Annotated in this window: 20 protein-coding genes; 11 read left to right on the top strand and 9 right to left on the bottom strand. The window is 73.5% G+C overall.

Annotated features, from left to right (window positions below; translation table 11 throughout):
- Positions 1 to 71: 71 nt before the first annotated feature.
- From KME80_RS53425 to KME80_RS39075, 3 genes are read right to left on the bottom strand one after another with little or no spacing between them, the layout of a single operon-like run.
- Positions 72 to 476: a hypothetical protein gene (locus KME80_RS53425; RefSeq protein ID WP_372455422.1), complete on the bottom strand. Its 405-nt coding sequence runs from the start codon at positions 474 to 476 to the stop codon at positions 72 to 74.
- Positions 477 to 517: 41 nt separating this feature from the next.
- Positions 518 to 1,015 carry an alcohol dehydrogenase catalytic domain-containing protein gene (locus KME80_RS53420; protein ID WP_372455421.1) on the bottom strand — a complete coding sequence of 166 codons (498 nt, stop codon included), beginning with the start codon at positions 1,013 to 1,015 and terminating at the stop codon, positions 518 to 520.
- Positions 1,016 to 1,028: 13 nt separating this feature from the next.
- On the bottom strand, positions 1,029 to 2,264 hold the full coding sequence (locus KME80_RS39075; RefSeq protein WP_219514055.1) for a M20 metallopeptidase family protein: 1,236 nt from the start codon (positions 2,262 to 2,264) through the stop codon (positions 1,029 to 1,031).
- A 100-nt stretch (positions 2,265 to 2,364) separates the two neighbouring features.
- Between KME80_RS39075 and KME80_RS39070 the strand changes: the two genes are divergently transcribed.
- Positions 2,365 to 3,120, top strand: coding sequence for an HAD-IIA family hydrolase (locus KME80_RS39070; RefSeq protein WP_246646480.1), 756 nt, complete (start codon positions 2,365 to 2,367; stop codon positions 3,118 to 3,120).
- A 19-nt stretch (positions 3,121 to 3,139) separates the two neighbouring features.
- Here the strand turns inward: KME80_RS39070 and KME80_RS39065 are convergent, their stop codons facing one another.
- Positions 3,140 to 3,589, bottom strand: coding sequence for an NUDIX hydrolase (locus KME80_RS39065; protein WP_219514045.1), 450 nt, complete (start codon positions 3,587 to 3,589; stop codon positions 3,140 to 3,142).
- Positions 3,590 to 3,669: 80 nt separating this feature from the next.
- Here KME80_RS39065 and KME80_RS39060 point away from each other — a divergent pair, with 80 nt between their 5' ends.
- The 3 genes from KME80_RS39060 to KME80_RS39050 all read left to right on the top strand — a co-directional run bounded on the left by KME80_RS39060 (position 3,670) and on the right by KME80_RS39050 (position 7,264).
- Positions 3,670 to 4,593 (top strand): acyl-ACP desaturase, encoded by a 924-nt coding sequence (locus tag KME80_RS39060; RefSeq protein WP_219514043.1) that lies wholly within the window; start codon positions 3,670 to 3,672, stop codon positions 4,591 to 4,593.
- A gap of 24 nt (positions 4,594 to 4,617) precedes the next feature.
- Complete coding sequence (locus KME80_RS39055) at positions 4,618 to 6,597, top strand: ABC1 kinase family protein (RefSeq protein WP_219514040.1); 1,980 nt, start codon at positions 4,618 to 4,620, stop codon at positions 6,595 to 6,597.
- Positions 6,598 to 6,712: 115 nt separating this feature from the next.
- Entirely contained in the window at positions 6,713 to 7,264 is a 552-nt protein-coding gene (locus KME80_RS39050) for an NADPH-dependent FMN reductase (protein WP_219514038.1), read from the top strand.
- Between the two features lie 19 nt (positions 7,265 to 7,283).
- Here the strand turns inward: KME80_RS39050 and arfB are convergent, their stop codons facing one another.
- The gene (gene arfB / locus KME80_RS39045) at positions 7,284 to 7,691 is read right to left on the bottom strand and encodes an alternative ribosome rescue aminoacyl-tRNA hydrolase ArfB (RefSeq protein ID WP_219514028.1); all 408 of its coding nucleotides are present in this window, start codon (positions 7,689 to 7,691) and stop codon (positions 7,284 to 7,286) included.
- 179 nt (positions 7,692 to 7,870) lie between these two features.
- Here arfB and KME80_RS39040 point away from each other — a divergent pair, with 179 nt between their 5' ends.
- The 6 genes from KME80_RS39040 to KME80_RS52280 all read left to right on the top strand — a co-directional run bounded on the left by KME80_RS39040 (position 7,871) and on the right by KME80_RS52280 (position 15,706).
- Positions 7,871 to 8,689, top strand: coding sequence for a hypothetical protein (locus KME80_RS39040; RefSeq protein WP_219514020.1), 819 nt, complete (start codon positions 7,871 to 7,873; stop codon positions 8,687 to 8,689).
- Positions 8,686 to 9,264: an HAD family hydrolase gene (locus KME80_RS39035; RefSeq protein WP_219514018.1), complete on the top strand. Its 579-nt coding sequence runs from the start codon at positions 8,686 to 8,688 to the stop codon at positions 9,262 to 9,264. The genes KME80_RS39040 and KME80_RS39035 overlap by 4 nt, the downstream gene beginning before the upstream one ends.
- 42 nt (positions 9,265 to 9,306) lie before the next feature.
- Complete coding sequence (locus tag KME80_RS39030) at positions 9,307 to 11,088, top strand: HSP90 family protein (protein WP_308126105.1); 1,782 nt, start codon at positions 9,307 to 9,309, stop codon at positions 11,086 to 11,088.
- Complete coding sequence (locus tag KME80_RS39025; RefSeq protein WP_219514008.1) at positions 11,081 to 13,078, top strand: RAD23 family protein; 1,998 nt, start codon at positions 11,081 to 11,083, stop codon at positions 13,076 to 13,078. The genes KME80_RS39030 and KME80_RS39025 overlap by 8 nt, the downstream gene beginning before the upstream one ends.
- A 69-nt stretch (positions 13,079 to 13,147) precedes the next feature.
- On the top strand, positions 13,148 to 14,644 hold the full coding sequence (locus tag KME80_RS39020; protein WP_308126104.1) for an alkaline phosphatase D family protein: 1,497 nt from the start codon (positions 13,148 to 13,150) through the stop codon (positions 14,642 to 14,644).
- Between the two features lie 129 nt (positions 14,645 to 14,773).
- Positions 14,774 to 15,706 carry a HAMP domain-containing protein gene (locus KME80_RS52280; protein WP_219514006.1) on the top strand — a complete coding sequence of 311 codons (933 nt, stop codon included), beginning with the start codon at positions 14,774 to 14,776 and terminating at the stop codon, positions 15,704 to 15,706.
- Here KME80_RS52280 and KME80_RS39010 read toward each other — a convergent pair.
- On the bottom strand, positions 15,691 to 17,055 hold the full coding sequence (locus KME80_RS39010; RefSeq protein WP_219514004.1) for an FG-GAP and VCBS repeat-containing protein: 1,365 nt from the start codon (positions 17,053 to 17,055) through the stop codon (positions 15,691 to 15,693). The two genes, KME80_RS52280 and KME80_RS39010, sit on opposite strands and share 16 nt — an antisense overlap.
- Positions 17,056 to 17,122: 67 nt before the next feature.
- Between KME80_RS39010 and KME80_RS39005 the strand changes: the two genes are divergently transcribed.
- Positions 17,123 to 18,352 (top strand): cytochrome P450, encoded by a 1,230-nt coding sequence (locus KME80_RS39005; protein ID WP_308126103.1) that lies wholly within the window; start codon positions 17,123 to 17,125, stop codon positions 18,350 to 18,352.
- Here KME80_RS39005 and KME80_RS39000 read toward each other — a convergent pair.
- Genes KME80_RS39000 through KME80_RS38990 form a run of 3 tightly spaced genes read right to left on the bottom strand, consistent with a single transcriptional unit; the run spans position 18,342 to position 20,980 of the window.
- On the bottom strand, positions 18,342 to 19,718 hold the full coding sequence (locus KME80_RS39000; protein ID WP_219514000.1) for an MFS transporter: 1,377 nt from the start codon (positions 19,716 to 19,718) through the stop codon (positions 18,342 to 18,344). The two genes, KME80_RS39005 and KME80_RS39000, sit on opposite strands and share 11 nt — an antisense overlap.
- On the bottom strand, positions 19,715 to 20,314 hold the full coding sequence (locus KME80_RS38995; RefSeq protein ID WP_219513998.1) for a TetR/AcrR family transcriptional regulator: 600 nt from the start codon (positions 20,312 to 20,314) through the stop codon (positions 19,715 to 19,717). The genes KME80_RS39000 and KME80_RS38995 overlap by 4 nt, the downstream gene beginning before the upstream one ends.
- 21 nt (positions 20,315 to 20,335) lie before the next feature.
- Positions 20,336 to 20,980 (bottom strand): biliverdin-producing heme oxygenase, encoded by a 645-nt coding sequence (locus KME80_RS38990; protein WP_219513990.1) that lies wholly within the window; start codon positions 20,978 to 20,980, stop codon positions 20,336 to 20,338.
- Positions 20,981 to 21,142: the final 162 nt, after the last annotated feature.

The raw sequence follows: 21,142 nt of genomic DNA, 5'->3' as shown, positions 1-21,142 counted from the left end.
AGATGTTGTGAGGCTAATGTAACTTTCCTTCATCACCCGCTCGGATGGCGCTCGTCTCCACCCGGGGGCCATCAGCCTATGCGGAGCACGGCAGCACCGCTGACCTGCCCGGTTGCCAGATCGGCGAGCGCCCGGTCCGCCTCCTCGAAGGCGTACGGGACGGTTTTCACGACCGGCGGGCGCTCGGCCGCCAGCGCCAGATACGCCCGCCCGTCCGCGCGGGTGTTGGCCGTGACGCTGCGCAGCGTGCGCTCCTGGAACAGGTGCCGCTCGTAGTCCAGCGGCGGGACGTCCGTCAGGTGGATGCCGGCGACGGCCAGCGTGCCGCCCCGCTCCAGCGCCTCCAGCGCCACCGGCACCAGGTCTCCGCTGGGCGCGAACAGGATGGCCGAGTCCAGCGGCTCGGGCGGCCGGTCGCCGGCCGAGGCCGCGCCCAGCTCCAGCGCCAGCGCGCGGGCCGCCGGCGAGCGGGTCACCACGTGCACCACCGCCCCGCGCGCGATCGCGGCCTGGGCGGTCAGGTGCGCCGACGCGCGAACCCGTACACGCCCAGCCTGCCGCCCTCGGGCAGGTCGCAGCGCAGCAGCGCCCGGTAGCCGACGATGCCGGCGCACAGCAGCGGCGCCAGCGTCTCGGCGGGCGCGTCCTCCGGCAGCGGGTACACGTACGCGGCCGGAGCGGTCAGGTACTCGGCGAACCCGCCGTCGGCGTCCCACCCCGTGTAGGCGGACTCCGGGCACAGGTTCTCCAGGCCGCGCGCGCACTGGCGGCAGCGCCCGCACGTCGAGCGCAGCCACGCCACCCCGACCCGCCCGCCGTCGCCGCCTCCCGGCCGCACCACCCGGCCGACCGCCTGGTGGCCCGGCGCCGTCAGCGGCCGCCTCGACCGCAGGTCGCCCTCGGCCAGGTGCAGGTCCGTGCGGCACACCCCGCACGCCTCCACGCGCACCAGCACCTCGCCCGGCCCGGCCACCGGAACCGGCCGCTCGACCAGCGCGAGCGGCCGGGACCTCATCGGCCCGGGCCGGTCAACCGCCCAGGCCCGCATCGGCCGCGGCGGCCGGGTCCGCGGCGGCCAGGGCCAGCCGCTCGTGGGCCAGCGAGGCGTACAGCGCCGCCCCGTCGGGCAGCACCGCGTCGTCGAACAGCGCCTCCGGCGAGTGGTTGTAGGCCGCCGTCGCCGGGTCCAGCCCCGGCGGGCACGCCCCCAGGAACACGAACGCCCCCGGCACCGCCTCCAGCACGTACGAGAAGTCCTCCGACCCCATCACCGGCTGCGGCGGGACGAAGAAACGGCCGGGCCCGAACAGCCCGTCGGCCGTGCGCCCGGCGAACCCGGCCTCCACCGGGTCGTTCACCGTCACCGGGTAGCCCATGCCGAAGGAGGTCTCCACGCCCAGTGCGTGCGCCGCCGCCACGCCCTCGACGACCTCCACCAGCCGCCGCTTCACCAGCGTCCGGTTGCCCGGGCTGAACGTGCGCACCGTCGCCTGGAAGACCGCCTCGTCCGGGATCACGTTGTCGGCCGAGCCGCCGTGGAAGCTGCCCACCGTCACCACCACCGGGTCGAACACGTCGAACGTGCGCGTCACCATCGACTGGATCGCCGCCACCATCTCGCAGCCCGCCTGGATCGGGTCCAGCGCCCGGTGCGGGCTGGAGCCGTGCCCGCCGCGCCCCTTGACCGTCACCTGGAACACGTCCGCCGCCGCCATGATCGGCCCCGGCCGCGACGCGAACAGCCCCAGCGGCAGCATTGAGGAGACGACATGCATCCCGTACGCCGCCACCGGCCGCTCGCCCGCCGCGTCGAGCACGCCCTCCTCGATCATGTGCTTGGCGCCCTCGTGCCCCTCCTCGCCCGGCTGGAACATGAAGATCACGTCCCCGGCGAGCTCCTCCCGGCGGGCGCTCAGCAGGTGCGCCGCCCCGGCGAGCATCGCGGTGTGCAGGTCGTGGCCGCACGCGTGCATCTGGCCGGCGATCTGCGAGCGGTAGGGCAGGTCGTTGCGCTCGGCGACCGGCAGCGCGTCCATGTCACCGCGCAGCAGGACGGCCGGGCCCGGCCGCCCGCCCCGCAGCACCGCCGTGACCGAGCTGAGCCGGGTGCCGAGGGTGATCTCCAGCGGCAGCCCGTCGAGCGCCGCCAGCACCTTCTCCTGGGTGCGCGGCAGCATGAGCCCCAGCTCCGGCGTGGTGTGCAGCGAGTGACGGAGGCGGACGAGTTCGTCCCGCATGTCCAGCGCGGATTCAGTGAACGACATGAAGAACATTGTTCACGTACCGGGGGGAAAGTCGATGAGCCGCGCTCGGTACGATGGCCGCGTGACCGAGCGTAAGCGGATCGACTTCTGGCTGTCCGACATGGACGGCGTCCTGGTCCACGAGGGGCGGCCGGTGCCCGGCGCCGACGACTTCATCAAGCGGCTCGGCGAGTCGGGCAAACGCTTCCGGGTGCTGACCAACAACTCCATCTACACCCAGCGCGACCTGTCGGTCCGGCTGGCCGGGGCCGGGCTCGACGTGCCCGCCGACTCGATCTACACCTCGGCGCTGGCCACCGCCCAGTTCCTGGACGACCAGCGGCCCGGCGGCTCCGCGTACGTGATCGGCGAGGCCGGGCTGACCACCGCGCTGCACGCCGCCGGCTACGTGCTCACCGACCTCGACCCCGACTACGTGGTGCTCGGCGAGACCCGCACCTACAGCTTCACCCAGATCACCCGGGCCGTCCGGCTCATCGAGGCCGGCGCGCGCTTCATCGCCACCAACCCCGACCCGATCGGTCCCTCCACCGAGGGCTCGCTGCCCGCGTGCGGCGCCGTCGCCGCCATGATCACCCGCGCCACCGGCGTCGAGCCGTACTTCGTCGGCAAGCCCAACCCGCGCATGATGCGCAGCGCGCTCAACGAGATCGGCGGCCACAGCGAGACCACCGCCATGATCGGCGACCGGATGGACACCGACATCGTCTGCGGCATGGAGGCGGGCCTGTTCACCATCCTCGTCCTCACCGGCGTCACCCAGCGCCACGAGGTCGACCGCTTCCCCTACCGGCCGTCGCTGATCGTCGACTCCGTGGCCGACCTCGTCGACCTGATCGAGCCCGCCGGGAGCTGAAGGCGGCGTCAGCCGGGGGTCAGCGGGAGCCGGCGATGAGCCGGGGCAGCGCCGTGATGTGCGCCGACAGGTAGTCGGCCACCGCCTCGGGGATGAGGTGGCGGGAGGTGATCTCCGCCTCCCGCAGCGGCACCCGCTCCACCTCGTACACCCCGCGCGCCGGGTCCTCGAACTCCGGCCCGTGCCGCAGCGCCGGGTCCATCGACAGCAGGCGGCACCCGTACACGTGCTGGGTCTTGACCCCGCCCTGCCACGGATAGCTGACCGTCGTCAGCGGCGTGACGGAGGAGACGGTGGCGCCGAGCTCCTCCAGCAGCTCGCGGTGGAGGGTGTGCTCCAGGCTCGCGTCTCCGGGCTCCACGTGGCCGCCCGGCACCGACCAGTAGACCTCCCGGCCCGGCACCGTACGCCGGAAGATCACCAGGCGCTCGTCGTCGTCGAGCAGGACACCTCGCACGCTCGGCCGCATACGCCCCACCTTATTTGACCTGTATGTCCTTCCGGTAATCTAACCTACGGTGCCGTAACCTTGAGGGAGAGGATCCTTGCATGGCGATGACCCAGACGCAGCTGCTGCACGAGCTGGAGCCGGTGGTGGCCGGCGAACTCGACCGCCACGAGAAAGTGGCCAAGGAGTGGTTCCCGCACGAGTACATCCCGTGGAGCGAGGGGCGCGACTTCGACGGGCCCTACGGCGGCCAGGCCTGGCAGGAGGGCGACTCCAAGCTGCCGGAACCCGCCCGCGTTTCGCTCATCGTCAACCTCCTCACCGAGGACAACCTGCCCAGCTACCACCACGAGATCGCCAGCACGTTCGGGCGTGACGGCGCGTGGGGCACCTGGGTGCACCGCTGGACCGCCGAGGAGGACCGCCACGGCACCGCGATCCGCGACTACCTGACCGTCACCCGCGCGGTCGACCCCGTCGCGCTGGAGCGGGCCCGCATGTCGCACATGCAGAGCGGCTTCGTCACCGAGTACGGCACGATGCTGCAGCAGCTCGCCTACGTCTCCTTCCAGGAGCTGGCCACCCGCATCGCGCACCGCAACACCGGCAGGGCCTCCGGCGAGGAGGGCTGCGAGCGGCTGCTGGCCCGCATCGCCGCCGACGAGAACCTGCACATGCTCTTCTACCGCAACCTGCTCAAGGCCGCCTTCGAGCTGGACCCGGACCAGACCATGCGGGCCGTCACCGACGTCGTCACCACCTTCCAGATGCCCGGCTCCAACATCGCCGGCTTCACCCGGATGGCCATGACGATCGCCCACGAGGGCATCTACGACCTGCGCCTGCACCTCGACGACGTGCTCATGCCGGTGCTGCGCCAGTGGAGCGTGTTCGACAAGGGCGGGCTCGGCCCCGAGGGCGAGCAGGCGCGCGAGGAGCTGGCCGCGTTCCTGGCCAAGGCCGAGACCACGGCCGCCCGGTTCGTCGCCCGCCGCGAGGAGCGCAAGGCCCGCGCCCGGGGCTGACCCGGCATGGGAGGATCTGTCCCTATGGATCTCCCCCTGAGCCTGTTCTTCTCGTTCTTCGCGCTGCTGATGATCATCGCGCTGGCGGTGGTGGCGCAGCGGCTGCTGGACGTCAGGTTCGGCGCGATCCGCACCTTCCTGGCCGGCCTGGCGGCCTTCACGCTCGCCCAGCCGCTGCTGTCGCCGATCCTCGCGTCGTTCGGCGAGCGGCCGCCCGGCGGCGGCCCGACGGCGGCCGAGGACCCGGGGATCGGCGCCCTGTGGGTGCTGTTCCTCGTCGTGATGTGCGTCGTGCTCATCCCGATGGTCATCCTGGTGCTGGCCGAGGCGCTGATCCCGCCCGGGTCCATCCCCGGGCCGCTGGAGTTCTTCCGGTCGCTGCGCGGCCGGATCTCCCGGGGCCGCCGCTACTCGCAGATCACCAGGATCGCCGTGCGCCACGGCCTCGGCCCCTACCTGCGCGGCCGGGGCGACCGCCTCGACGACCGCACCGGCAAGGTCCGGCTGGCACGCTCGCTGCGCGCCGCCCTGGAGGACGGCGGCGTCACGTTCGTCAAGCTCGGGCAGGTGCTGTCCACCCGGCGCGACCTGCTGCCGGCCGAGTTCACCGACGAGCTCGGCCGCCTTCAGGACCAGGTCGCGCCCGCCCCCTGGGAGCAGATCGAGCCGGTGCTGGCCGCCGAGCTCGGCGGGCCGGTCGACACCGTGTTCGCCGCCTTCGACCGCACCCCGCTCGCCGCCGCCTCCATCGGCCAGGCCCACACCGCCCGCCTGCACAGCGGCGAGAGCGTCGTGGTCAAGGTGCAGCGGCCCGGCATCGGCCGGACCGTGGCCCGCGACCTCGACATCGTCCGGCGGCTGGCCGCCACCCTGGAGTCACGCACCCGCTGGGGCCGCTCGCTCGGCATGCGCGACCTGGCCGAGGGGTTCGCCGCCGCCATCCGCGAGGAGCTCGACTTCCGCGTCGAGGCGGCCAACATGGCTGCCGTCGCCGCCTCCGACGGCGGCGGCGTCACCTACCCGGCCCCCGTCGCCGCCATGTGCACCGAACGCGTGCTGGTCATGCAGCGCCTCCACGGCAGGCCGGTCACCACCGCCACCCCCGAACAGGCCCCCGCGCTCGCCCGCGACCTGCTCGACTGCCTGCTCCGCCAGATCCTCGTCGAAGGCGTCTTCCACGCCGACCCGCACCCCGGCAACCTCATGCTGCTCGACGACGGCACGCTCGGCCTGCTCGACTTCGGCAGCGTCGGCCGCCTCGACGGCTCCATCCGTTCGGCGCTGCAGCGCTTCCTGCTCGCCCTCAACCGCCAGGACCCGCTCGGCGTCACCGACGCCCTGCTGGAGGTCGTTCCGCGTCCCGAGGACATCGACGAGGCCGCCCTGGAGCGGGCGCTCGGCCAGTTCATGGCCAAGCACCTGGCGCCCGGCCTCGACAGCGCCCAGATGTTCACCGACCTGTTCAAGATCGTCTCCGCGTACGGGCTGTCCATCCCGCCCGAGGTCGCCGCCGTCTTCCGCGCGCTGGCCACCCTGGAGGGCACGCTCGTACGGCTCTCGCCCGGCTTCAACCTCATCGGCGAGGCCCGCGCCTTCGCCGGCCGCTACCTGGCCGAGAAGCTCGACGGCGGCACGCTCAAGGAAGCCGCCACCCAGGAGATCGCCGCCCTGCTGCCCATGCTGCGCCGCCTGCCGCGCCGCGTCGAGCGCATCGCCAGCGCCGCCGAGCACGGCCGCCTCGGGCTCAACGTGCGCCTGCTCGCCGACGAGCGCGACCGCCGCTTCGTCACCGGGCTGCTGCACCAGGTGCTGCTCACCGTGCTCGGCGCCACCGCCGGGCTGATGGCGGTGCTGCTGATCGGCACCGAGGGCGGGCCCGTCGTCAGCGCCCAGCTCGACCTGGGGCTGTTCGAGCTGATCGGCTACAACCTGCTGGTCATCTGCGCCATCCTCGTGCTCCGCGTGCTCGTGCTGATCTTCCGGCGGCCGCGCGACACCCTCTGACCCCGGAAGCGACAACCCGGGCATCCTCTTGACCTGGGGATGGTCTTGGACAACCACGGCATCGGGCAGGTTTCCGACTACCGGCCCTACACCAAGACCGCCTGGGGAGTAGTGGGTGAAAGTCATCGGGATCGCCGCCAGCCTCCACGCGGGTTCGTACATCAACAGGCTGCTGGAAGCGGTGCGCGGCGAGCTGCCGCCCGGCGCCCGCTTCGAGGCCTGGCCGGGGCTGGGGGAGACGCCCCCCTGCACCGGCGGGCCCGCCCCGCGCGCCGTGCGCGAGCTGCTCGCGCTCGTCGAGGAGGCCGACGCGGTGGTCATCACCGCGCCCGAGCACAGCCTGCTGCCCGCCGAGCTGGAGTACGCGCTGGCCTGGCTGTCGGAGAGCGGGGCGCTCGCGGGCAAGCACGTGGCCGTCATGTGCGCCAGCGCCCGCGCGTGCGGCGCGATGTGGGCCCAGGCCGAGCTGTACAAGGAGCTGATGGCCGCCGGGGCCGTGGTCATGGGGGCCGAGCTGGTCATCTCGCCGGTCTGCCCGCACTTCGACGACGACGGGCGGCTGTGGGCCCGCGACCTGCGCGCCCAGGTGCGCGAGGTGGTCGCCCAGCTCTGCCCGGCCGTCCAGCTCACCGTCAGGCTCAGGGAGCCGGTCCTCACCCCGGGCTAGCCGTATTGACCCTGGCTCGTCAGATGTCGCGGCGCAGGCGCTTGACGTCGGAGCGGTGCTTCTTGGCCGCGATGCGGCGCTCGACCGAACCCCGGCTGGGCTTGGTCGGGCGGCGGCGCTTGGGCGGCGGCGCGATGGCCTCGCGGATGCGCTGGGCGAGCCGCTGCTCGGCGGCCTCACGGTTGCGCAACTGGGAACGGTGCTCGGAGGCGGCGATCGTGATCGTCGGCGCGCCGAGGCGGTCCAGCGCGCGGGCGCGCAGCGGCTCGGAGAACGCGGTGGACGCGGCCACGTCGAAGGTCAGCTCCACCCGGCTGTCGGTGGTGTTGACGCCCTGGCCGCCAGGGCCCGAGGAACGCGAGAAGCGCCAGACGAGCTCGGCGTCGGGGATGACGACCGCGTCGTTGACGACCAGTGGGCCCGGCATGAGCGCTTCCTCCTTCCTCGTTCCGTCATGTTTCGTTGTGTTCCGTCTCGCTACGGAACACCACCGTATCCGCCCGCCCCCCGCGCGCGGCAAGCGCATTTCCCGTCACCGGTTGACTGGCCCGGCGCGGACGGCGTATGCCAGAGTCGCGCGAGAGCAACGGGGCGAGGGGAGCGGCTGTGGCGGGCATCGTCGGTGTGCACGGCATCGGCAAGTACAACTACTACGTCGACGCGGGGCATTCCGCGGCGGGCGCGGCCGAGGCGATGCGCGCCAAATGGGACCGCTACCTGCACGCCGCCTGCGGCGGCGGGCCGGAGCGCCGCTACTTCAGCGAGGTCGCCTACTTCTCCCACCTGCTGCACGAGGGGCCGCCCGGCAGCCCGCGCGAGGCCGCGGCGGTGGCCGAGGCCCGGGAGCGGGTCCTCGCCGGGTGGGCCCGCAACCTGGGGCTCGGCGAGCACCTGACCGGCGCGCTGAAGTCGTTCACCGGCTGGCTGCTCGACAAGCTCGACGGCCGCTCGGCCGCGTTCGCCGAGCTGTTCGCGCCCGAGGTGGCCACCTACCTGACCGACGCCGCCAAGCGGCGCGAGACCCAGCGCGTGGTGGCCCAGACGATCCGGAAGAACCAGCCGGACGTGGTGATCGCCCACTCGCTCGGCAGCGTCGTCGCCTACGAGACCTTCTGGGCCAACCCCGACCTGCGGACCGATCTGCTCATCACGCTCGGCAGCCCGCTCGGCATGCGCCACGTCGTCTTCGAGCGGCTGCTGCCCGCGCCCATCAACGGCCGGGGCAGCCGCCCCGAGGGCGTGGCCCGCTGGGTGAACATCGCCGACAAGGACGACATCGCCGCCATCCCGCCCGACCTCGCCGGCAGCTTCACCGGCATCGACGTCGAGGAGCTGGTCAACCTCGACTGGATCGACTTCCACACGGCCGAGAAATACCTGGGCTGCCCGGCGATCCATCCGCATCTGCGACCATTTCTCGTATGAAGTGGATCATCTTTGACTACGGCAACGTTCTGTCCCTGGCCCAGCCCGAGGCCGAGGTCGACGCGATGGCGGCCGCCGCCGGAGCCGACCCGGCGGCCTTCCGCCTCGGCTACTGGAAGCACCGCCTCGACTTCGACCGGGGCGTGCTGACCGCCCCCGCCTACTGGTCGGCGGTGCTCGGCCGCGACGTGCCCGGCGAGGAGTCGGCGCGGCTCGTCGCGATGGACGTGGCGAGCTGGTCCCACCCCGACGCCGGCGCGGTCGCGCTGCTCGGCGAGCTGCTGGCCGCCGGGCGCGGCGTGGCGCTGCTGTCGAACGCGCCCGCCGAGACCGCCGACGGCATCGACCGGCTGCCCTGGATCGCCGCCATCCCGCACCGCTTCTACAGCGCCAGGATGGGCCTGGTCAAACCCGGCCGGGAGATCTACGACGAGGTCGCCCGCGCGCTCGGCGCCGACCCGGCCGAAGCCGTCTTCGTCGACGACCGGCCCGACAACGTGGCGGGCGCCGAGGCGGCCGGCATGACCGGAGTCCTCTACACCGGCGCGGCCGGCCTGCGGGAGCTGCTGGCCTAAACCCGGGGCGGAATGTCGGTTATGTGATCTATGGTGTGCCGCGTGGACAACGCCTTCCAAGTGGACCTGCGCGGCGTGGTCGATCTCCTCAGCCGCCACCTGTACTCGAGCCCCCGCGTCTACGTGCGCGAACTCCTGCAGAACGCGGCCGACGCGATCACCGCCCGGCGCGCCGCCGACCCCGACGCGCCCGCCACCGTCACCATCGAGGCGACCGGCGGGCTCATCAGCGTCCGCGACACCGGCATCGGCCTGACCGAGGACGAGGTCCACGCCCTGCTGGCCACCATCGGCCGCTCCTCCAAGCGTGACGAGCTCGGCTTCGCCCGGCACGAGTTCCTCGGCCAGTTCGGCATCGGCCTGCTGTCCGGCTTCCTCGTCGCCGACGAGATCTCCGTCGAGACCCGGTCGGCCAAGGGCGGCCCCACCGTGCTGTGGACCGGCCGCTCCGACGGCCGCTACCGCGTCGAGCTCGCCCCCGCCGACCGCGCCGAACCCGGCACCACCGTCACCCTGCGCACCCGCCACGACGCCGCCGAATGGGCCGCCCCCCGCACCGTCGCCGAACTCGCCGAACTCTACGGCTCGCTGCTGCCCGTCGACGTCACCGTCAACGGCCGCCGCACCACCCTCGGCACCCCGCCCTGGCGGGCCGCCCACCCCTCGCCCGACGCCCGCCGCCGCGCCCTGCAGGCGCACTGCGAGGAACTGTTCGGCTTCGTCCCGCTCGACGTCGTCGACCTCGACGTGCCCGAAGCCGGGCTCACCGGCGTCGCCTACATCCTGCCCGCCCCCGCCAACCCCGCCGTGCGCGGCACCCACCGCGTCTACCTCAAACGCATGCTGCTCACCGAGACGGCCGACGGGCTGCTGCCCGACTGGGCGTTCTTCGCCCGCTGCGTCGTCGACGCCGCCGAACTGCGCCCCACCGCCAGCCGCGAAGCCCTCTACGAGGACGACCTGCTCGACCACACCCGCGAGGAGCTCGGCCGCCGCCTGCGCGCCTGGCTGGTGCGCCTGGCCGAGACCGACCCCGCCGGGCTGCGCGCCTTCCTCAACCTGCACCACCTCGGCGTCAAGGCGCTCGCCCTGCACGACGACGACATGCTGCGCCTGGTCGACCAGTGGCTGGAGTACGAGACCAGCTCCGGGCCGATGACCCTCGCCCAGTTCCGCCTGCGCCACCCCGGCGGGCGCTACACCACCAGCGTCGACGAGTTCCGCCAGCTCGCCGCCGTCTCCGGCGCCCAGGGCGTCGGCCTCGTCAACGGCGGCTACGTCTACGACAGTGAGATCCTCGCCCGGCTGCGCCGCATCGACCCCGGCGCCGTCCTCGACCGCCTCGAACCCGCCGAGCTCGCCACCCACCTCGGCCCCGCCGACCCCGACGCCGAACTGCGCGCCCGCCCCTTCCTGGCCGCCGCCGCCCGCGCCCTCGACCCGCTCGGGTGCGAGGTCGTGCTGCGCGACTTCGACCCCGCCTCGCTGCCCGCCCTCTACCTCACCAGCCGCGCCGCCCAGCACCACGCCGACCTGCGCGAGGCCCGCGACACCGGCGACGCGCTGTGGGCCGACGTCCTCGGCGCCCTCGAACGCAGCGTCGCCGCCGACCGGCCCAGGCTCGTGCTCAACCACCGCAACCCCCTCGTCCGCCGCGTCACCGGCCTGCCCGACCTCACCCTCGCCGCCACGGCCGTCGAAGCGCTGTACGGCATGGCGCTCCTGCACGGGCACCACCCGCTGCGCCCCGCCGACACCGCCACGCTCAACCGCTCGTTCCTCGGCCTGCTCGACTGGGCCGTCCAGGGAGGCACCCATGACTGAGGACGTCCAGGCGCTGCTCAGCGAGGCCGGCGCGATGCCGTACGGAGAAGCCAGGACCGTCCTCGCCGAACGCGCGCTGCGCGAGGCCGAGGCGCGGCGCGAGCACGCCCTCATCGTGCGCGCCCGGCTCGACCTCACCCAGGCCTACCAGTACGGCGGCGAGCCCGTGAAGGCGTTCACCGTCTTCTCCCGCAACCTCGCCGACCACGACGCCGAACCCGGCCGCTGGGGCCACTGGGAGACCCGCGAACTGCTCTGGCACTTCAAGTGGATCATCGCCGACATGCGGCGCTTCCCCGACATCCCGCTGCGCCGCGCCCTCGACGCCATCGACGACATGGAACGCCGCTACCGCCAGGCCGGCGACCTGCTGCACGCCGTGCACGCCAAGCGCTGCTTCATCGCCCTGCACCTCGGCGACGACGAGGCCACCCGCGAATGGTTCCACCGCTGGCGCACCACGCCCCGCGACAGCCTGTCCGACTGCGAGGCGTGCGACACCGACTCCACCGCCGCCGCCCTCGTCCACCTCGGCCGTGACGAGGACGCCATCGCCGCCGCCCAGCCCATCCTTCAGGGCGAGACCACTTGCGAGGTGCAGCCCCAGGGCATCCTCACCACGCTGATGCTGCCCTACGTGCGCACCGGCCGCCACCGCGAGGCCGTCCAGGCGCACCGGCGCGCCTACCGGCTCGTCCAGGGCAACATCGCCTACCTGGACGACTTCGGCGACCACATGGAGTTCTGCGCGCTCACCGGCAACGAGGCGCGCGGGCTGGAGATCCTGCAACGCGAACTCCCGCTGCTGGAGCGGCCGCCGTCCCCCTCCGACGCGCGGCGCTTCATGGGCTGCGCCGCGCTGCTGCTGCGCCGTCTGGAGGAGACCGGCCACGGCCACCTCACCGTCCACCGCGCCGGCCGCGACGTCCCCGTCCCCGAACTGCGCGCCACGATGGAGGCCGGGGCCCGCGAGATCGCCGCCCGCTTCGACGCCCGCAACGGCAACGACACCTCCACCCGGCGCCTGGAGGCCCTGCTCGCCGCCACCCCGCTGGTCGGCCACCTCCCCCTCGTCGCCCACCACCGCCCCGTCACCACCGGCTCCCCGCACACCCACTGGCGCCGGGGCGCCGCCCTCCTCCCCACCCCCACCGCCTTCTCCACCTCCACCCCACCCACGGAAACCGCCCCCTCGGAGGAAGCGCCCGCCCCGGAGGGTGAGCCGTCCCCGGAGAGCGGCGCGTCCGTGAGCGGAGCGGCACCGTCCCCGGAGGGCGCCGTCCGTGCGGTGGGTGGCTCGGCTCCGGGGTTGGAGGCGGCCGTGGGGGAGCTGGCGGAGGCGGTCGCGGGGTTCGCGGGGCTGGGGGACCGGGGGCGGGCGGCGCTGGCCAGGGTGGACCTGGCGCGGGCGTACCTGCTCACGGGCCGGGTGCTGGACGCGGCGGAGACGGCCGAGGAGGCCGTGGCGGCGCTCCCGGACGGCGAGCAGCGGGACGCGGCCCGCAGGACGCTGGCCGCGGCGCTGCGCGAGCTGGGGGAGGCCGAGCGGGAGCTGGAGACGCTGAAGCTGCTGCGCGACCCGGCGTCGCTGACGGAGCTGGCCGACCGCCTGGCCGAGCGGGACGACGACCGGGAGGCGGCCCGCGCCTACGCCGAGGCGGCGGCGCTGCACCGGGCGGCGGGCGATCCGCTGGAGGCGGGCCGGTCGCTGGCGAGGGCCGCGAAGTGCGTCTACTACTCGACCAGCGACCTCGCCACCTCGCTGCGCGCGTACGCCGAGGCCCGGGAGGCGCTGTCGGCCGCCGATCCGGCGGAGGCCGCCCGCGACCTGGCCGAGCTGGCGTACGACGAGGCGACGGTCCTGGACTGGTACGAGGACGCGGCCCGCGCCGCGGAGCTGTGCGAGGAGGCCGCCCGGCGTTTCGCCGAGCTGGAGGACGAGGACGGCGTGGAGCGGGCCCGCGACCTGCTCGAATCGCTGTCCGACTGACCGGCGCTGTTCACCTGCCCGTGACGCCGCTGTCACGGCGGGGTCAGCGTTGCCGGACATACCTGGATCGTGGACCGCAGATCCTTCCTCGCGGCGGTGCCCGCGACCTTCCTCGCATCTCCCTCCAGAACTCTCAAAGCCGACCCGTTCACGCTCGGCGTCGCGTCCGGTGACCCGGGCGCGGACGGGTTCGTGCTGTGGACCCGCCTGGCTCTCGACCCGCTCGGCGGCGCCGGGCTGGGCGGCATGCCCGCGCGGGACGTGGACGTCGACTGGCAGGTGGCCACCGACGAGCGGTTCACCCGGATCGTCCGCTCCGGCACCGCCACGGCCCGCCGGTCGGCCGCCCACAGCGTGCACGTCGAGCTGACCGGCCTGGAACCGGGGCGCGAGTACTTCTACCGGTTCCGCAGCGAGGGCAGGCTGTCGCCCGAGGGCCGCACCAGGACCACGCCCGCCGAGGGCGCGGAGACGCCGCTCGCGTTCGCGGTGGCGGCGTGCGCCCACTATGAGCACGGCTACTACACCGCCTACCGCCGCCTGGCCGAGCAGGAGCCCGACCTGGTGCTGTTCCTCGGCGACTACCTGTACGAGTACGGTCCCAGCGGCTACACGGCGCCGGCCGGGCGGGTCCGCTCGCACACGCCGGGCAAGTGCGCCACGCTCGCCGACTACCGGCTGCGGCACGCCCAGTACAAGAGCGACCGCGACCTGCAGGCCGCCCACGCGGCCGCGCCGTGGCTGGTGGCCTTCGACGACCACGAGGTGGAGAACAACTGGGCAGGGCCGGTCTCCAGCACCGGCGCCCCGGCCTTCGCCCGCCGCCGCGCCGACGCCTTCCGCGCCTACTACGAGAACATGCCGCTGCGCCGCGCCAGCCTCGACGGCGCCCGCCTGCGCGTCAACCGCCGCGTCTCCTGGGGCCGCCTGGCCCGCTTCCACCTGCTCGACACCCGGCAGTTCCGTGACGACCAGGCGTGCCAGGACGGCGTACGGGCCGGCTGCGACGAGCGGCTGTCGCCGGAGCGCACCCTGCTCGGCGACGGCCAGTGGCGCTGGCTGGAGGAGGGGCTGCGCGGCTCGCCCGCCCGCTGGAACCTGCTCGGCCAGCAGATCCTCATGACCCACCGCGACTACCGGACGGGCCCCGGCCGTGAGGTGAACCTGGACTCCTGGGACGGCTACGCCCCCGAGCGCACCCGCCTGCTGACCTCGCTCGCCCGCACGTCCAACCCGGTCGTCCTGACCGGTGACGCCCACATGCACCATCTGGCCGACCTCAAGACCGACTTCGACGACCCCGACTCGCCCGTCGTCGCCCGCGAACTCGTCACGACCTCGATCGCCAGCGACGGCGACGGCTACCGCGACTCCGCGTGGATCGCCGAGTCGCTGGCCGAGAACCCGCACATCGCCTACATCGACCAGCGGCGCGGCTACATCATGGCCCGCCTCACCCGCGACGGCCTCGACGCCGACTTCCGCACGCTCGACCGGGTCTCGCGCCGGGGGGCCCGCGCCCGTACCTCTCATCAGGTCACGATCCCGGCGGACCCCGGCGCCTGAACGTCCGCTGTCAACGCCCCGAACCGTGGGAAAACGGGAGAAAGGGACGGTATACCTGGGTGACATGGACGGTCCCCCAGCCACGGTCACCCCCACCCCCAGGGCCGGCGTCGCGCGCCCGCCGCGGGGATGAGGCGGCACCTGGCCCGCGCCCCGCTGTGGCTGCGGCTCGTCTCCGTCACGCTGCTCCTGGTCACGGTGGCCGTCACGGCGACGGGACTGTTCGCGGTCCGGCTGCTGCGCGGCTACCTGGTCGAGCGGGTGGACCACCAGCTGCGCGCGGCCGGAGGCGCGTGGCGGGCGATGCCGCCGGCGCCCGACCCGCAGCCGCAGGTACGGCCGCAGCGCTTCTACGGACTGTTCCACCAGGTGCTCGTCGACCCCGGCGGCACGGTCACGCGCACGCTCGCCGAGTCGACCGAGAGCCACCTGCCCGACCTGCCGCCGCTCACCACGACCGAGGTCGCCCGCCGCTCGGGCCGGCCGTTCACCGTCGAGTCCCGCAGCGCCGGCGGCCCGAGCTGGCGGGTGGTGGCCGTGCCCCGGCGCGACGGCGGCGCCCGGGTGATCGCGATCAGCCTGGGCGACGTGGACGCCACCGTCTCGCAGCTCGGCGTCATCGTCGCGGCGGGCGGCGGCGGGACGCTGCTGGTGCTCGGGTTCGCCTGCCACTGGCTGGTGCGCCGCAGCCTGCGCCCGCTCGGCGAGATCGAGCGTACGGCCGGCGACATCGCGGGCGGCGACCTGTCGCGCCGGGTGCCGCAGTGGGCCGGCACCACCGAGGTCGGCAAGCTCGGCCGGGCGCTCAACGGCATGCTCGGCCAGATCGAGCGCGCCGCCCGCGAGCGCGAGGCCGCCGCCGAGGTGTTCGAGCGCTTCTACCGCGCCGACCCGGCGCGCAGCAGCGGCGGCTCCGGGCTGGGCCTGGCGATCGCGGCCACGCTGGTGGAGGCGCACGGCGGCACGATCACGGCGGCGGGGGAGCCGGGCAAGGGCGCCGTCTTCACGGTCACGCTGCCCCACCGGCCGGACCGGCAGCCCGGGTCTCAGCCGATCGCGTAACCGTACAGGCCCTCGCCGGAGCCCAGCTCGCGCGCCCGGCCCGGGCGCAGGCCGCGCTCGCGCGCGCCCGGCACGTACGTCACCACGCCCCGGTCGGGCGCGGCCACCACCAGCCCGTCCAGCGGCGGGCGATCGGACAGGGCGCGCAGCCCGCCGGTGGCCGGCAGCGCCGACACCGACCAGCCCTTCCCCTTGATCAGCACGTCGCCGTGCCGGGCGAGGCCCCCGCGTGGCCCCCCGGCCAGCACCTGCACCGCGTTCTCGCCCGGCACGCCGACGGCCAGCTCGTCGTCCCCGTCGCCGTCGAAGTCCCCGGCAGCCAGCGACGCGCCGAACCGGTCGAAGTAGCGCGGCGTGCCCTTGAGCAGCGTCTGCGTCCACATCTCCGACCTGGCGCCCCGCAGCCCGGCGCGCGTCCCGTACAGCACGTGCAGCGCGCCGTCGCCGTAGTCCATCGCCCGCTGGTTCGCCGTCAGCCCCTCGCCCGGCACGCCCACCGCCAGGTCGGCGCGGCCGTCGGCGTCGAAGTCGCCGGTCGCCAGCGCCGCCCCGAACCCGTCCCACTTCTCCGCGCTCCCCTTGATCCCCGGCGAGCTCTGCGTGATCCGCAGCGCCCGCTGCCGCCGCACGTCCAGCACCGTCACCGACCCCTGCCCGTCCCGGGTCACGCTGTCGGACGGCGCGCCGGCCACCAGCTCGTCGCGGCCGTCGCCGTCGAAGTCGCCCGTCGCCAGCGACTCGCCCCACTGGTCGGTCGCGCGCGCCGCCTGCCGCACCCACCCCGTCCGCTGACTGATCAGGTACGGCTTGCGGCCCTTCATCCAGTACACGGTGACGCCGCCCCCGCCACGCAGGCCCGGAGCGCCCACCGCCAGCTCGTCGCGCCCGTCCCCGTCCAGGTCCCCGGCGGCCAGCGACGCCCCGAACCGGTCGCTCGACGGCCGGGCCGGGGCCAGCTCCTCGCCGGGCCGCAGCCCGCCGGGGGAGCCGTGATAGAGCTGCACGACGCCGTTGCCGTCGGCGCCGGGCACCCGCTCGCCCGCGAACTCCTCCGACACCCCCACCGCCAGGTCCGCGCACCCGTCGCCGTCGAAGTCGCCCGTCGCCAGCGCCGACCCGAACGCGTCACCCGGCTCCGCGCCGTCCTGGACGAGCTTCACCCGCTCGCCCGACCCGTACAGGATCGTCACGGAACCGGCCCTGCGGTCGTCGTACGGGGCCGCCACCGCCACGTCCGGGCGGCCGTCGGCGTCGAAGTCCGACGGCGTCCCGGAACACCGCGCCACCTGGGCGGGGGCCGTACCGGCGGCGAGGGGGAGGAGCAGGCAGGCGGCCAGCAGAGCGTTCATACCTCTAGGAATGTCCGCACCAGCCGAACCCGGTCTTAACTCCACGGGAACGTGCCAGGATAGGCATGTGGACATCGACCTCGCCGATCTCGACTTCTGGCGCAAGCCGCTCAAAGAACGACACGAGGCGTTCGCCCGGCTCCGCGATCTGGACCGGCCGGTGTTCTTCCCGGAGAAGAAGGTGCCGTTCCTGCGGTCCGGCAAGGGCTTCTACGCCCTGGTGCGCCACGCCGACGTGGTCGAGGCCAGCCGCAACGCCAAGCTGTTCTCCAGCGAGCCGGCCGTGACCAACCCCGAGCCGCCCGGCTGGGTCAAGCAGGTGTTCGGCGAGTCCATGGTCAACATGGACGACCCCCGGCACGCCCGGCTGCGCCGCATCGTCACCCGGTCGTTCAGCCCGCGCATGCTCGCCGGGCTGCAGTCCGGCATCGAGGCCGCGTGCGCCCGCATCGTCGACGACGCCGTCAAGGAGGGGCCGCGCGACTTCGTCTCCCAGATCGCCGCCCGGCTCCCCATTCACGTCATCTGCGACATGCTCGACATCCCCGCCGAGCTGCGGGCCAAGGTCCACCAGCACGTCGACGTGTCCACCGCCTACACCGGCGTCCGGCCCAGCCTGGCCCGCAGCGTCCAGCTCGCCGGGCAGAACATGCTGGCCCTGCTCGCCCTCCAGCGCATGGTGATCAAGCTCGGGCACGAGCGCGCCGCCGACCCCAAGGGCGACCTGATCTCCCTGCTCGTCACCGCCAACCCCGACGGCGAGAAGCTCACCGACCGCGAGCTCGGCTCGTTCTTCGCGCTGCTGCTCGTGGCCGGCAACGAGACCGCACGCAACACCATGGCCCACGGCATCAAGCTCCTCACCGACAACCCGGCCCAGCGCGAGCTGCTGATGAGTGACTTCGACGCGCACATCGCCGGCGCCGTCGAGGAGATGGTCCGCTACGTCTCACCGATCATGCAGTTCCGCCGCACCGTCACCGAGGACTGCGCGCTGCGCGACCTGGAGCTGAAGAAGGGCGACAAGGTCGTGCTCTTCTACGGCTCCGCCAACCGGGACGAGTCGGTCTTCCCGGATGCCGACCGGTTCGACATCACCCGCGACACCAAGCCGCACGTCGGCTTCGGCGGCCCCGGCCCGCACTTCTGCCTCGGCGCCAACCTGGCCCGCCAGGAGATGCGCACGATGTTCCGCGAGCTGCTGACCCGGCTGCCGGAGATCCGCTCCGTCGGCGAGCCCGAGCTGCTGGTGTCCAACTTCGACAACAGCGTCCGCAGGCAGGCGTTCACGTTCTGAGCACGTTCTCCCGGATCGAGACCGCGGTGATCAGCGCGGCCACCGCCATCATCCCCGCGCTGATCAGCATCGCCTGCCGGAACCCGGCGTCGAACACCGGCGCGTTCTGGAACGCGTCGCCGACCAGGCCCACCAGCGGCGGCACCGCCGCCACCGCGAGCAGCCCGCCGGTGCGCGCCACCGCGTTGTTGATCCCGCTCGCCGTGCCCGCGTAGCGGTCGTCGACCGTGGCCAGCACGGTCGCCGTCAGCGGCGCCACCGCCGCCGACAGGCCGAGCCCGAACACGGTGACCGCCGGCAGCACCTGAAGCACGTACGAGGCCCCGGGGCCGATCGTGCTCATCCACACGAACCCCACGCCCGCCAGCGCGATGCCGCACGTCATCGGCAGCCGCGGCCCGACGCGCTTGGCCAGGTCGCCCGCCCGCGGCGACAGCACCAGCATCAGCACCGTGACCGGCAGCAGCGCCGAGGCCGCCGCCACCGGAGTGAACCCCGACACCACGATGAGCTGCACCGCCAGCAGGAAGAACACCACACCCATCGCGCCGTACATGATCAGCGTCACGACGTTCACCGCGCTGAACACCCGGCTGCGGAACAGCCTCACCGGTACCAGCGCGTCAGGCGACCTGCGCCGCTCCAGCCACACGAACGCCACGCCCAGCGCCACGCCCGCGCCCAGCACCACCGGCGCGCCCAGCTCGATCAGCCCGTACGTGATCCCCGCCAGCGCGAGCGCGGCCAGCGCCGCCCCCAGCACGTCGAAACGGCCCGTGGCGGACTCGTCGCGGCTCTCGGGCACGTGCCGCGCCGTCACCAGCACCACCAGCGCCGCGAACGGCAGATTGATCAGGAACGCCCACCGCCAGCCCACGGTCTGCACCATCAGCCCGCCCAGCAGCGGCCCCACCGCGCTCGCCACCCCGCCGAGCCCCGACCAGACGCCGATCGCGCGCGGCCGGTCGGCGCGGTCGAACGACGCCTGGATGATCGCCAGCGAGCCCGGCGTGAGCAGCGCCCCGCCCACCCCCTGCAACGCGCGGGCCGCCACCAGGAACTCGATGTTCGGCGCCAGCCCGCACAGCGCCGACGCCCACGCGAACCAGACCGTGCCGACGAGGAACACCCGCCGCCGGCCGTAACGGTCGCCCAGCGAGCCGCCCAGCAGGATCAGCCCCGCCAGCGTCAGCGTGTAGGCGTTGACCGTCCACTGCAGCCCCGCCATGCCCGTGCGCAGCTCCGCGCCCAGATACGGCAGCGCCACGTTGACCACCGTGCTGTCGAGCATCGCCAGGCCCGAGCCGAGCACCGTGGCGGCGAGCACCCAGCGGCCCTGCGCCGACCTGATCGCCAGATGGCTCATCGCGAGGCCGCGAGCGCGCGCAGCACGAACCCGGAGACCACCTCGGCCGCCTGGTCCACCGTGACCGCGCCGCTGATCAGCGGAACCCGCTCGGCGCCGACCACCGCGAGGATCATGCGGCTCGTCGCCGCCCGGTCGGCCACCTGGAAGTCACCCGAGGCGACGCCGCCGTCAAGGATGTCCAGCAGCACCCGCTGCATCGGCGCCACGTGCTCGGCCAGCCGCTGGTAGGCGTCCGGCCCCAGCGCCGCGCCCAGATCGGCCGCCCCCGGATGCGGGTGCGCCAGCAGCCCCTCGAGCTGCAGCCGCACGAACGCCCGCAGCCGGTCGGCCGGCGAGGCGTCCTCCGGCAGGCCGCGCTCGTAGCTGTCGATGAAGTAACTCGTCACCCGCTCGGCGAACGCCAGCAGCAGCGCCGCCTTGTCCGGGTAGTAGTTGTAGAGCACGGTGCGGGTGATGCCGGCCTCGCCCGCCACGTCCGTCATCGAGATGGCGTCGATGCCCTGCACCCTCGACAGGCGCGAGACGGCCTGCAGGATCCGGTCGCGCGTCTGGGCACGGTGCTCGCCGATGGTGGCGGCGGAGATGCGGGGCATAGGGCCATCGTAGGCTTTCGCTCAGGCGGCGGCCCGTAGCGTGTGCATGAGTTCGGCCAGGACCTCGGTGTTGAGCTGGTACGCCAGCCGCACCTCGCGGATGATCCGCTGCCGCTCCCGCTCGTCGAGCTCCAGCGCGTCCAGCCGCGCCCGATACTCGTCCTTGAACCGGGGCAGGCTGCCCACCTCGTCGAACACGTAGAAGTCGGCACCCCCGCCGCCCCTGCGGTAGCCGTAGATCTTCTCCAGCTCCATCCGGATGAACTGCCCGCCGGACAGGTCGCCGAGATAGCGGGTGTAGTGGTGGGCGATGTAGCCGCCCGGCCAGTCGGCCACCTGCTCGATCCGCGCGACCAGCGTCCGCGTCGCCTTCGACGGCGCGATCCGCTCCCGCCAGCCCGGCCCGTACACCGTCGCCAGATCCCGCTCCAGCGCCGCCTCCCGGTAGAGCTCCGGGAAGACGAACCGGCCCGCCACCGGGTGCCCGCTCAGCCCGCGCGACACCGAGTCGAGGGCGACGTAGGCGAAGTAGTGCTGGGCGACCATCTCGCCGTACTCGGGCTCGCTCAGGCGGCCGCCCATCAGCTCCTTGAGATAGCTCTCCCCCTCGGCCGACTCGTGGTCGCCCCAGGTGGCGGCTCTCAGGGTCTCGGAGAACGAGGTCACGGCTCACCCCAACATGTGCACGGCTCTTTCATGACACAGTGTCACAAACCTTGGGTGTGGCGGTCAAGTGGATGACGACACCATGTCACCAACCTTACGTACCCACCGTCACCACCCCCGACCCCCACCCAATACCCCCACCACCCCAACCCCCCACCTACA

The organism is Nonomuraea ceibae, from assembly GCF_019396325.1.
Classification (GTDB): Bacteria; Actinomycetota; Actinomycetes; order Streptosporangiales; family Streptosporangiaceae; genus Nonomuraea; species Nonomuraea ceibae.
Note: the sequence above shows the minus strand (reverse complement) of the source record. Positions and strands in the feature narration are given on the sequence as shown.

Excerpts from the sequence above, each read along its gene's own strand:
- KME80_RS53420 (WP_372455421.1), bottom strand. The coding sequence starts at position 1,015 with ATGAGGTCCCGGCCGCTCGCGCTGGTCGAGCGGCCGGTTCCGGTGGCC.
- KME80_RS39075 (WP_219514055.1), bottom strand. The coding sequence starts at position 2,264 with ATGTCGTTCACTGAATCCGCGCTGGACATGCGGGACGAACTCGTCCGC.
- KME80_RS39070 (WP_246646480.1), top strand. The coding sequence starts at position 2,365 with ATGGACGGCGTCCTGGTCCACGAGGGGCGGCCGGTGCCCGGCGCCGAC.
- KME80_RS39065 (WP_219514045.1), bottom strand. The coding sequence starts at position 3,589 with ATGCGGCCGAGCGTGCGAGGTGTCCTGCTCGACGACGACGAGCGCCTG.
- KME80_RS39060 (WP_219514043.1), top strand. The coding sequence starts at position 3,670 with ATGGCGATGACCCAGACGCAGCTGCTGCACGAGCTGGAGCCGGTGGTG.
- KME80_RS39055 (WP_219514040.1), top strand. The coding sequence starts at position 4,618 with ATGGATCTCCCCCTGAGCCTGTTCTTCTCGTTCTTCGCGCTGCTGATG.
- arfB (WP_219514028.1), bottom strand. The coding sequence starts at position 7,691 with ATGCCGGGCCCACTGGTCGTCAACGACGCGGTCGTCATCCCCGACGCC.
- KME80_RS39035 (WP_219514018.1), top strand. The coding sequence starts at position 8,686 with ATGAAGTGGATCATCTTTGACTACGGCAACGTTCTGTCCCTGGCCCAG.
- KME80_RS39025 (WP_219514008.1), top strand. The coding sequence starts at position 11,081 with ATGACTGAGGACGTCCAGGCGCTGCTCAGCGAGGCCGGCGCGATGCCG.
- KME80_RS52280 (WP_219514006.1), top strand. The coding sequence starts at position 14,774 with ATGAGGCGGCACCTGGCCCGCGCCCCGCTGTGGCTGCGGCTCGTCTCC.
- KME80_RS39010 (WP_219514004.1), bottom strand. The coding sequence starts at position 17,055 with ATGAACGCTCTGCTGGCCGCCTGCCTGCTCCTCCCCCTCGCCGCCGGT.
- KME80_RS39000 (WP_219514000.1), bottom strand. The coding sequence starts at position 19,718 with ATGAGCCATCTGGCGATCAGGTCGGCGCAGGGCCGCTGGGTGCTCGCC.
- KME80_RS38995 (WP_219513998.1), bottom strand. The coding sequence starts at position 20,314 with ATGCCCCGCATCTCCGCCGCCACCATCGGCGAGCACCGTGCCCAGACG.